Here is an 11,568-nt window from a genome sequence, read left to right on the forward strand (position 1 = left end):
CGGCGGCGACCAGGCCGGCCTGGTCGCCGCCGCCGTGGGAGGGATCGTCGCCGGACGGATCGGCGGCTGCCCGCTCCAGGTCAGCGGTCCGGCCGCGGGGCTCACCGTCGTCACCGCCGACCTCATCCAGCAGTACGGGTGGCGGACGACCTGCGCCATCACCGTCCTCGCCGGGCTCGCCCAGATCGGCCTGGGCTGCCTGCGCGTGGCCCGCGGTGCGCTCGCCGTCAGCCCGGCGATCGTGCACGGGATGCTCGCCGGAATCGGCGTCACCATCGCCGTGGCCCAGGTGCACATCGTCCTCGGCGGCACCCCGCAGAGCTCCGTCCCCGACAATCTCCGGGCGCTGCCCGCCCAGTTGGCGAACGTGGACCCCGCGGCCGTCGCGGTGAGCGTGCTCACCCTCACCCTGCTCCTGCTGTGGCCGAAGCTGCCCGGGCGGGCCGGGCGCCTGCTGCGCATGGTCCCCGCCGCCCTCGTCGCCGTCGCCGGGGCCACCGCGACGGCCGCGGCTGCCGGTCTCGTCCTGGCCGAGGTCGACCTGCCGTCCTGGCGCAGCCACGCACTCGCCGGGCTCCCCGAAGGGCCCGTGCTCGGGCTGGTCGCCGCCGTTCTCACCACCACGCTGGTGTGCAGCGTGCAGTCGCTGCTGGGCGCGGTCGCCGTGGACAAGCTGGTGGCCCGCCGCCCCGGTTCGGGCCACGTCCCCCGCTCCGACCTGGACCGCGAACTGCTCGGCCAGGGCACCGCGAACATCGCCTCCGGCTGCCTCGGCGGCCTGCCCGTGGCCGGGGTGGCCGTGCGCAGTTCCGCGAATGTGCGCGCCGGTGCCGTGAGCCGGAACTCCACGATGCTGCACGGCGCTCTCGTGGTGGTGGCCGCACTGCTGATGGTTCCGGTCCTGGAGTTCATCCCGCTGGCCTCACTCGCCGCCCTGGTGATGGCCGTCGGCATCCAGATGGTCTCCCTGCACCACATCCGTACGGTGACCCGCCACCGGGAAGCCCTGGTCTACGCCGTGACCGCCGTAGGCGTGGTGTTCGCGGGGGTCCTGGAGGGCGTCACCCTGGGGATCGCCGTCGCCGTGGGCGTGGCCCTGCACCGCCTCACCCACACCCGGATCACGCACGAGGTGAGGGAAGAAGTCCATCACGTAGATGTACGAGGGCAGCTGACGTTCCTCGCCGTGCCGAGGCTCAGCCGGGCCCTGCATCTCGTGCCCCAGGGGGCCACCGGCGTCGTGGCGTTGGACGGCTCGTTCATGGACCACGCGGCGTACGAGGCGCTGCAGGACTGGCAGAACACGCACACCGCCCGGGGCGGAGCGGTGGAGATCACCGGCCGTCGGCCCGGAGCCGGCGTCCGGCTCGCCGAACCCGCGGCCCTCATCTCTTCTCCCACGACGGAGGGGACCGACGAGACCGGCGTGCCGTCCGGCGCCGGGTGCCACTGCCGACCCTGGACCGCCTGGCGCAACCACCAGTGCGAGCTCCCGCTCTCCGCACCGGACGACGACCGAAGCGACCACGACAACCGTGTCACCGGTGGTCCCAGTACCACCAGTAGCACCAGTGGCAGCAGTGGCACCGGTGTCACCCATGAGGCCGGTGACGCCGCCGGCAGACAGGGCGGTCACTACGGGCGGCCGTCCCGGCCCGGCACAGAGGACGGTCCGTCGGACATGGACACGGACACGGGCACAGACACGGACACGGGCCCGGGCACAGGGTCCGCTTCCCCCACCGGGAGCGTGTCGGGTGCCGGTGGGCCAAAGGCGTCCCGGACCGGGACCGACCTGGTGCGTGGGCTCAGCACGTTCCAGCGGAGCACCGCTCCTCTGGTACGCGGGGAGCTGGCCCGGCTGGCGCGCGAGGGGCAGCGGCCGACGCAGCTGTTCCTCACCTGCGCCGACTCGCGACTGGTCACCTCGATGATCACCTCCAGCGGTCCGGGGGACCTGTTCGTGGTCCGCAACGTCGGCAACCTCGTGCCGCCGCCCGGTGAGGAGAGCGGTGACGACTCGGTGGCGGCCGCCCTCGAGTACGCCGTGGAAGTGCTGGCGGTGCGGTCCATCACGGTGTGCGGGCACTCGGGCTGCGGCGCGATGCAGGCGCTGCTCGACCCCCGGCCGGACGGCACCCCGAGCGCCCGCACGCCGCTGGAACGGTGGCTGCGGCACGGGCTGCCGAGCCTGAAGCGTGTGCGGGACGGAAGCGGGCCCGGGGTGCGACTGGCCGGACGGACACCGGCCGACACCGCCGAGCAGCTCTGCCTGACCAACGTCGTCCAGCAGCTGGAGCACCTGCGCGCCCATGCCTCGGTGGCCCGCGCCCTGAAGGAAGGGCTCCTGACGCTCCACGGCGTCTACTTCCACGTGGGGGAGGCGCAGGCGTATCTCCTCATCGAGACGGCCGCGGAGCGGGTGTTCGACCGGGTACGGGCCGAGGACCTGGCGCTGTGAAAACCCGTCCCGCGGGCATACGAGGCACTGCCGGGGGTGAACCGCGCACCACCGGCGTCCGTGGGTAGGGATGACCCCTGGCCACGGAAGCAGCCAGCCAACTCAAAAGGTCTAAACCACTTTGCCGACGACCCTTGTCAGCGCACCCCTGGGTCTGATGAGCTGTGGCCTGGGACACAACGGACACTCCGGGAAAGGCAGATGCCGTGAGCAACGAAAGCCTGGCCAACCTGCTCAAGGAAGAACGCAGGTTCACACCCCCCGCCGACCTGGCCGCACACGCCAACGTCACCGCGGAGGCGTACGAACAGGCCAAGGCTGACAGGCTCGGTTTCTGGGCCGAGCAGGCCCGCCGACTGACCTGGGCCAAGGAGCCCACCGAGACCCTCGACTGGTCGAACCCGCCGTTCGCCAAGTGGTTCAAGGACGGCGAGCTCAACGTCGCCTACAACTGCGTGGACCGGCATGTCGAGGCCGGGCACGGCGACCGGGTCGCCATCCACTTCGAGGGCGAGCCCGGCGACAGCCGCGCGATCACCTACGCCCAGCTCAAGGACGAGGTCTCCCAGGCCGCCAACGCCCTGCTGGAGCTGGGTGTCCAGAAGGGCGACCGGGTCGCCGTCTACCTCCCGATGATCCCCGAGGCCGCGATCGCGATGCTGGCCTGCGCCCGTATCGGCGCAGCTCACTCCGTCGTCTTCGGCGGCTTCTCTGCGGACGCACTCGCGACCCGCATCCAGGACGCCGACGCCAAGGTCGTCATCACCGCCGACGGCGGCTACCGGCGCGGCAAGCCGTCCGCGCTCAAGCCCGCCGTGGACGAGGCGGCCGGCCGCGTCGGCACCGTGCAGCACGTCCTCGTCGTCCGCCGCACCGGCCAGGACGTCGCCTGGACCGAGGGCCGCGACGTGTGGTGGCACGACCTGGTGGGAGGCCAGAGCACCGAGCACACCCCTGAGGCGTTCGAGGCCGAGCAGCCGCTGTTCATCCTCTACACCTCCGGCACCACGGGTAAGCCGAAGGGCATCCTGCACACCTCCGGCGGCTACCTCACCCAGACGGCGTACACCCACTGGTCGGTCTTCGACCTCAAGCCGGAGACGGACGTGTTCTGGTGCACGGCCGACGTCGGCTGGGTCACCGGGCACTCGTACATCGTCTACGGGCCGCTCGCCAACGGCGCGACCCAGGTCATGTACGAGGGCACGCCCGACACCCCGCACCAGGGCCGCTTCTGGGAGATCGTGCAGAAGTACGGCGTGACGATCCTCTACACGGCGCCCACCGCGATCCGGACGTTCATGAAGTGGGGCGACGACATCCCCGCGAAGTTCGACCTGTCCTCGCTGCGGGTCCTCGGTTCCGTCGGCGAGCCGATCAACCCCGAGGCCTGGATCTGGTACCGCAAGAACATCGGCGCGGACCGCACCCCCGTGGTGGACACCTGGTGGCAGACCGAGACCGGCGGGATCATGATCTCGCCGCTGCCGGGCGTGACCGCCGCCAAGCCGGGCTCCGCCCAGACCCCGCTGCCCGGCATCGCCGCGACCGTCGTCGACGACGAGGCCAACGAGGTATCGAACGGCGGCGGGGGCTACCTGGTCATCACCGAGCCGTGGCCGGCGATGCTGCGCACCATCTGGGGTGACGACCAGCGGTTCCTCGACACGTACTGGTCCCGCTTCGAGGGCAAGTACTTCGCCGGTGACGGCGCGAAGAAGGACGGCGACGGCGACATCTGGCTGCTCGGCCGGGTCGACGACGTGATGCTGGTCTCCGGGCACAACATCTCCACCACCGAGGTGGAGTCGGCGCTCGTCTCCCATCCGTCGGTCGCCGAGGCGGCCGTGGTCGGCGCGGCGGACGAGACGACCGGACAGGCCATCGTCGCCTTCGTGATCCTGCGCGGTACGGCCGCGGAGACCGAGGAGCTGGTCGCCGAGCTGCGCAACCACGTGGGCTCCACGCTGGGACCGATCGCCAAGCCCAAGCGGATCCTGCCGGTGAACGAGCTGCCGAAGACCCGTTCCGGCAAGATCATGCGCCGCCTGCTGCGGGACGTCGCGGAGAACCGTGAGCTGGGGGACGTCACGACGCTGACCGACGCCACCGTGATGAACCTGATCCAGGAGAAGCTTCCTCAGTCGTCCAGCGAGGACTGACCCGAGGACCGACCGTCCGAGGACCGACCACCCGAGGAGCGGCCACCCGAGGAGCGGCCACCCGAGGAGCGGCCACCCGAGGAGCGGCCCGGGGACCGTACCGAAGCGGGTCCCCGGTTTCTCCCCTCGGACCCCCCGGTCACGGCCCGCCCACGGGCAACGGAGGCACCCGGCGCCGTACGCGCGCCGGGTGCCTCTGTGACGTCCGTCGTCGAAAGCCCTTCGTGCGGTGCCGGAGCACGTTGGTTACAGTGGCCACGAAGGACGGTCACAGCAGGCCGTCTCCCACAGTTGTCTCATGGAGCGCCGGGAAGTCTGGTCGGCACACGATTCGTGCTGCCCGACGACCAGAGGACCACCCGTGACCGCCCCCCGCACCCCCAGCCCGCGCAAGGCTTTCGGCCGTCTCTCCCTGCCCGAGCGGATCTACGTCACGGATGCGCTACGCACCGAGACCGTCGGCGGCATGCTGCTGCTCGTCGCCGCGATCACCGCGCTGATCTGGGCGAACGTACCCGCCCTGCACCACAGCTACGAGAGCGTCAGCGACTTCCACTTCGGGCCCGAGGCGCTCGGCCTGAACCTGTCCGTCGCGCACTGGGCCGCCGACGGACTGCTCGCGGTCTTCTTCTTCGTCGCCGGCATCGAACTCAAACGCGAACTCGTCGCCGGTGATCTGCGCGATCCCCGGGCCGCCGCGCTCCCTGTCGTCGCCGCCCTGTGCGGCATGGCCGTACCGGCCCTCGTCTACACGTTCACCAGCGGCATCGGCGGCGGTTCACTGGCCGGCTGGGCCGTGCCCACCGCCACCGACATCGCCTTCGCGCTCGCTGTGCTCGCCGTCATCGGCACCTCGCTGCCGAGCGCGCTGCGCGCCTTCCTGCTGACCCTCGCCGTCGTCGACGACCTCTTCGCGATCCTGATCATCGCGGTCTTCTTCACCGACCACCTCGATTTCCTCGCGCTCGCCGGCGCCGTGGTGGGCCTGGCCGTTTTCTGGCTGCTGCTGCGCAAGGGCGTACGCGGCTGGTACGTGTACGTGCCGCTCGCCCTGGTCGTCTGGGGCCTGATGTACAACAGCGGGATCCACGCCACCATCGCCGGTGTCGCCATGGGCCTGATGCTGCGCTGTCACCGCCGCGAGGGGGAGGAGCAGTCCCCCGGCGAGCGCGTCGAACACCTCGTCCGGCCCCTCTCGTCGGGTCTCGCCGTCCCGCTGTTCGCCCTGTTCAGCGCGGGTGTGGCGGTCTCCGGCGGCGCACTCGCGGACGTGTTCACCCAGCCCGAGACGCTCGGTGTGGTCCTCGGTCTCGTCGTCGGCAAGACGGTCGGCATCTTCGGCGGCACGTGGCTGACCACACGCTTCACCCGGGCGTCGCTCAGCGACGACCTCGCCTGGGCGGACGTCCTGGCGGTGGCGGTGCTCGCCGGGATCGGGTTCACCGTCTCCCTGCTCATCGGCGAACTCGCCTTCGAGGGCGACGCGTCGATGACGGACAGTGTGAAGGCCGCCGTCCTGACCGGATCGCTGATCGCGACCGTGCTCGCGACCGTGCTGTTGAAGATCCGGAACGCCAAGTACCGCAAGCTGACCGAGGCCGAGGAGCGCGACGACGACCTCAGCGGCGTCCCGGACGTCTACGAGGAGGACGACCCGGCGTACCACCTGCGCATGGCGGAGATCCACGAGCGCAAGGCCGCCGAGCACCGGCAGCTCGCCCGGGAGAAGGCCGAGGGACATCGCGGGCTTGCCGAAGTACCGGGCGGGGCAGGCGAGGACCACGACGATCCGGCATGATCTGACGGAACGGTACAAAGGTCAGGACAGTCGGAGCCGGTCCGAGCCGGTCGGACGCACACGACCGGACACACGCGGTCGACGCAGGTGATGGGGCGGACAGGGGCCGTCAGGCGGCAGACTGATCCTTACTCAGAGGTACGCAGAGGCACGCAGGACGAAAGCAGAAGAGGGAGACCGCGATGAGCGCACCCGACGGCAGCCCGGTCGGCGCCGAACGCAGCATCGGCCAGTTGTTCGCCTCGGCGACGGAGAACATGTCCGCGCTGGTGCACGACGAGATCGCCCTGGCGAAAGCACAGCTCAAGCGGGATGTGCAGCGGGGTGCGACGAGCGGCGGACTGCTCACCGCGGCCGGTCTCGTCCTGCTGTTCTCGCTGCCGATGCTGAGTTTCGCCCTCGCTTACGGCATCCACACCTGGAGCCACTGGAACCTGGCCGTCTGCTTCCTGCTGTCGTTCGCGGCGAACGTGCTGGTCGCGCTCGTCCTCGCCCTGATCGGCACCGTCTTCGCGAAGAAGGCCAAGAAGGGCCGCGGCCCGCAGAAGGTCGCCGCCTCGATGAAGGAGACGGCGGTCGTGCTGCAGAAGGCCAAGCCGCACCCGCGTCCGGAGCTGCCCAGGGATCAGGTCCCCGAGGCGATCGAAGCTGTGGCACGCTCGTCCTCATGACGGACCCCGCCACTCCTTCGGCCCAGCCCCTGTCGGCCGTACGCCTCGACATCCCCGGGGGCGCCGAGGTGACCCACCGGGACGTCGCCGCCAACGGCGCGCGTTTCCACATCGCCGAGCTCGGCGACGGGCCGCTGGTGCTGCTGCTGCACGGCTTCCCGCAGTTCTGGTGGACCTGGCGGCACCAGCTGACGGCGCTCGCCGACGCCGGGTTCCGCGCGGTCGCCATGGACCTGCGGGGCGTCGGCGGCAGCGACCGCACACCGCGCGGCTACGACCCGGCCAACCTCGCGCTGGACATCACCGGTGTGATCCGTTCCCTCGGCGAGCCGGACGCCGCGCTGGTCGGGCACGACCTGGGCGGATACCTGGCCTGGACGGCGGCGGCGATGCGCCCCAAGCTCGTACGACGGCTCGCGGTGTCGTCCATGCCGCATCCGCGGCGCTGGCGGGCGGCCATGATCGCCGACGTCAGGCAGTCGTCCGCCATGTCGCACATCTGGGGTTTCCAGCGGCCCTGGGTCCCGGAGCGGCAGCTCACCGCGGACGACGGGGCTCTGGTGGCCAAGCTGATCAAGGACTGGTCCGGGCCCCGCCCGCCGGAGGAGAAGGCGCTGGAGAACTACCGGCGCGCCATGTGCATCCCGTCCACGGCGCACTGCTCGATCGAGCCGTACCGGTGGATGGTGCGGTCGCTGGCCCGGCCGGACGGCATCCAGTTCAACCGCCGGATGAAGCGGCCGGTGCGGGTTCCGACCCTGCATCTGCACGGCTCGCTCGACCCCGTGGCGGGCGTCCGCAGCGCCGCCGGGTCCGGGGAGTACGTCGAAGCGCCGTACCGCTGGCGGCTGTTCGACGGGCTCGGCCACTTCCCGCACGAGGAGGACCCGGCCGCGTTCTCCGCCGAGCTGATCAACTGGCTGAAGGACCCGGAACCCGACCGCTGACAGCCCACCGGGCGGCGGCCGCGTCCCTTCGTGCTCCTTCCTCCTCCCCTCCCGTACTCCTTCCGTACGCAGGACCGATCATCAGATCTGAACACCTGTCCTACGAACGGCCACTTGCCTGGCGCATAGGCCAATTGGCCCTGTGCCAGGCGGTTATCGACCATGGGTCGGGGGCAGTGGTCGAAGTATGGGCTGGACGCACGACTACAGTGACGCAAGCCGCGACCGCCGCTCGGCGGGCGGTATGGGATCCCACCAGCAAGGCGGTGCACCGGAGATGGCAGATACGGATCTCAGGGTCGGGATTCCGCATATCCTCCGCCGCCGGGCCCGCTGGGTCTCGGTGCGGCTCCGCCACCATCACCCACGCGGCTGACGAGGGGCGTACGCCCGGCCGTGCTCCCGGTGAGCCGTCTGGGCGTACACCCGTCCCCGGACCCTCCGTACGACTCCTCCGCACGGCCCGGTCGCAGGCCCCGTCCGTACGACCGTGCCGTGCGACCGGACCGTGCGGCCGGCCGTACAAGCCGTACAACGGGCCGCACGGACGTCCTCACGGCCTCAGCGGGCCTCGCGCCGCTCAGAGTGCGCAGCTGTCGCTGTCCACCTGCCGGGTCGCGGAGCGGCCCTTGACGATGTCCTCCTGGATCTCGTCCACGGTGAGGGCGTATCCCGTCTCGGCGTCGTCGAGGGACTTGGCGAACACCACGCCGTAGACCTGCCCGTCGGGGGTCAGCAGCGGGCCGCCGGAGTTGCCCTGCCGGACCGTCGCGTACAGGGAGTACACGTCACGGCGGACCGTGCCCCGGTGGTAGATGTCCGGGCCGTTGGCCGTGATGCGCCCGCGGACCCGCGCCGACCGGACGTCGTACGCGCCGTTCTCCGGGAAGCCGGCGACGATCGCGCCGTCGTCCCTGCCCGCGTCCTCGGTGGTGAACCGCAGCGCGGGCGCCTTCAGGTCCGGGACGTCGAGGACCGCGATGTCGCGCTTCCAGTCGTAGAGGACGACCGTCGCGTCGTACTTCCTGCCCTCGCCGCCTATCTGCACGGTCGGCTCGTCGACGCCGCCCACGACATGCGCGTTGGTCATCACGCGGCGCTCGGAGAACACGAAGCCGGTGCCCTCGAGGACCTTGCCGCACTGCGGGGCGGTGCCCATGACCTTGACGATGGACCGCTGCGCGCGGCCGGCCACCGGGCTGCCGGCCAGGGCGGGGTCGGGGGGCTGGACGTCGGTGATCGGCTCGGTCGCGAAGGGGCTGAAGACCTGGGGGAAACCGTTCTGCGCGAGGACGGAGGAGAAGTCGGCGAACCAGGTGTCGGACTGGTCGGGCAGCGCCCGGGAGACGCCGGTCAGCACCTTGGACTGGCGGACCTCCTTGCCGAGCGTCGGCAGGGTCGTCCCCGCGAGGGCCGAACCGATCAGCCAGGCGACCAGGAGCATCGCGACGACGTTGACCAGGGCACCACCCGTGGCGTCGAGCGCTCGGGCCGGGGACCAGGTGATGTAACGGCGCAGCTTGTTGCCGAGGTGGGTGGTCAGGGCCTGGCCGATGGAGGCGCAGACTATGACGACGACGACCGCGGCGACGGCGGCGACCGTGCCGACCTCCGCGTTGTCCGTCAGGACGTCCCAGATGACGGGGAGAAGGTAGACGGCGACGAGACCGCCGCCCAGGAACCCGATCACCGACAGAATGCCGACGACGAAGCCCTGACGGTAGCCGACGACCGCGAACCACACGGCGGCGACCAGCAACAGGATGTCCAGCACGTTCACCGCTTTTTGCCTCGCCTCGTCATTCCGGTCGTTCCTGCTCGGCCGGAGTCCGGGGGCATGCGGGACGAACCGCCGTCGTCACAAGCCCCCGTACCGCACGGCACCGCGCCCACCCTGTCATGACCGCCAGTCCAGCGGGACCTGCTTGTCCCGGTCCCAGGGGCGCTCCCACCCCGCGTAGTGGAGCAGCCGGTCGATGATCCCTGCCGTGAAGCCCCACACCACGGCCGATTCGACCAGGAACGCCGGGCCCCGGTGACCGCTGGGGTGGGAGGTGGTCGTGCGGTTGTCCGGATCGGTGAGATCCGCCACGGGGACGGTGAAGACCCGGGCGGTCTCGTTCGGATCGACGGCGCCGACCGGGCTGGGGATCCGCCACCAGCCCAGGACCGGCGTGACGACGAAGCCGCTGACGGGGATGTAGAGCTTCGGCAGGACGCCGAAGAGCTGGACTCCGTCGGGATCGAGCCCCGTCTCCTCCTCGGCCTCGCGCAGCGCGGCCGCCAGCGGCCCGTCGGCCAGCGGGTCGCCGTCCTCGGGGTCGAGGGTGCCGCCGGGGAAGGCCGGCTGTCCGGCATGCGAGCGCAGCGCCGCCGACCGCTCCATGAGCAGCAGCTCCGGGCCGCGCTCCCCGTCGCCGAACAGGATGAGGACGGCGGCCTGGCGTCCCGCTCCGTCCGCCGGGGGGAGGAAGCGGCTCAGGTCGCCCGGGGCGATCGTCTGCGCGACCCGGGCCACCGGGTCCAGCCAGGCGGGCAGGCCCTCCGTGCTGAGCCTCACCCGGCCGCCCCGGGGATCGGTCACCCGCGCCATCGCCACCCCTGCCGTCCTGGCCCCCGCCGCTCCCATGCCCCGTCCAACGCCCGGTGGCGCCTAGATCGTTCCATCGACGGCCGTCCCGTGTGCCCCCGTGTACGCCTCCACGTGTGCCCCCGTCATGCGGCGCCCAGCGGCGGGGCCGGCCGTCCGCCCGCGTCGAGGTAGGCCTGCGGAGGGTTCAGCCGCTGGCCCGGGTAGCCGCCCTTCTCGTACTTCAGCAGCTTCCGCGCCTTCTCCGGGTCGGTCTCGCCCTCGCCGTACGCCGGGCAGAGCGGGGCGATGGGGCAGGCGCCGCAGGCGGGCTTGCGGGCGTGGCAGATGCGGCGGCCGTGCCAGATCACATGGTGCGAGAGGTCGGTCCACTCACTCTTCGGGAAGAGCGCGCCGACGGCCGCCTCGATCTTGTCGGGGTCGGTCTCCTGCGTCCACTTCCAGCGGCGCACCAGACGCTGGAAGTGCGTGTCCACGGTGATGCCGGGGCGGCCGAAGGCGTTGCCGAGCACGACGAAGGCCGTCTTGCGGCCCACACCGGGCAGCTTGACGAGGTCCTCGAGACGGCCCGGCACCTCGCCGCCGAAATCCTCCGCCAGCATCTTCGAAAGGCCTATCACCGACTTGGTCTTGGCCCGGAAGAACCCGGTGGGGCGCAGGATCTCCTCCACTTCCTCCGGGTTGGCGGCGGCCAGGTCCTCGGGGCTGTCGGTGGCGGCGTGGATCGTGGAGAGGTTGTTGACGATGCCCACCTGGGCGTCGGGGGCGGCGGCGCGGATGGCTCGCGCGGCGAGGCCGTGGCCGAGGAGCAGGTGGTAGGAGGCGCGGACGGCCGCCGTCAGGTCGGTCAGACCGGGCGCCATCTTGCCTTCCAGGTGGCCGATCCAGGCCGAGCACAGGGGTTCGTTGAGGGTCGCCCAGTGGTGCACCCGGTCGCCG

General features: G+C 71.3%; 9 protein-coding genes. 6 read left to right on the forward strand and 3 right to left on the reverse strand.

The features are described 5' to 3' along the window. The 6 genes from AOK11_RS17380 to AOK11_RS45030 all read left to right on the forward strand — a co-directional run. On the forward strand, positions 1 to 2,461 hold a 2,461-nt coding region (locus AOK11_RS17380), incomplete at its 5' end, for a bifunctional SulP family inorganic anion transporter/carbonic anhydrase (RefSeq protein WP_055594631.1). Positions 2,462 to 2,667: 206 nt separating this feature from the next. Continuing rightward, positions 2,668 to 4,623, forward strand: a complete 1,956-nt coding sequence (acs, locus tag AOK11_RS17385; protein WP_055594632.1) for an acetate--CoA ligase — start codon at positions 2,668 to 2,670, stop codon at positions 4,621 to 4,623. 361 nt (positions 4,624 to 4,984) lie between these two features. Further along, positions 4,985 to 6,421, forward strand: coding sequence for a Na+/H+ antiporter NhaA (gene nhaA / locus AOK11_RS17390; protein ID WP_055594633.1), 1,437 nt, complete (start codon positions 4,985 to 4,987; stop codon positions 6,419 to 6,421). A 182-nt stretch (positions 6,422 to 6,603) separates the two neighbouring features. Next, the gene (locus tag AOK11_RS17395; protein ID WP_055594634.1) at positions 6,604 to 7,092 is read left to right on the forward strand and encodes a phage holin family protein; all 489 of its coding nucleotides are present in this window, start codon (positions 6,604 to 6,606) and stop codon (positions 7,090 to 7,092) included. Then, on the forward strand, positions 7,089 to 8,039 hold the full coding sequence (locus AOK11_RS17400) for an alpha/beta fold hydrolase (protein ID WP_055594635.1): 951 nt from the start codon (positions 7,089 to 7,091) through the stop codon (positions 8,037 to 8,039). Before AOK11_RS17395 ends, AOK11_RS17400 begins: the two co-directional genes overlap by 4 nt. A gap of 187 nt (positions 8,040 to 8,226) precedes the next feature. After that, a complete protein-coding gene (locus AOK11_RS45030; protein ID WP_079034913.1) occupies positions 8,227 to 8,415 on the forward strand; it encodes a hypothetical protein in 189 nt (62 codons plus the stop codon). 204 nt (positions 8,416 to 8,619) lie between these two features. On the opposite strand, the gene AOK11_RS17405 is transcribed toward AOK11_RS45030, so the two are convergent. The 3 genes from AOK11_RS17405 to AOK11_RS17415 all read right to left on the reverse strand — a co-directional run. Then, positions 8,620 to 9,819 carry a MarP family serine protease gene (locus AOK11_RS17405; protein ID WP_055594636.1) on the reverse strand — a complete coding sequence of 400 codons (1,200 nt, stop codon included), beginning with the start codon at positions 9,817 to 9,819 and terminating at the stop codon, positions 8,620 to 8,622. Between the two features lie 117 nt (positions 9,820 to 9,936). Beyond that, positions 9,937 to 10,632: an NUDIX hydrolase gene (locus AOK11_RS17410; protein ID WP_055594637.1), complete on the reverse strand. Its 696-nt coding sequence runs from the start codon at positions 10,630 to 10,632 to the stop codon at positions 9,937 to 9,939. 122 nt (positions 10,633 to 10,754) lie between these two features. Further along, on the reverse strand, positions 10,755 to 11,568 hold an 814-nt coding region (locus AOK11_RS17415; RefSeq protein ID WP_206188872.1), incomplete at its 5' end, for an endonuclease III domain-containing protein.

Source organism: Streptomyces hirsutus (genome assembly GCF_001418415.1).
Lineage (GTDB): Bacteria > Actinomycetota > Actinomycetes > Streptomycetales > Streptomycetaceae > Streptomyces > Streptomyces hirsutus.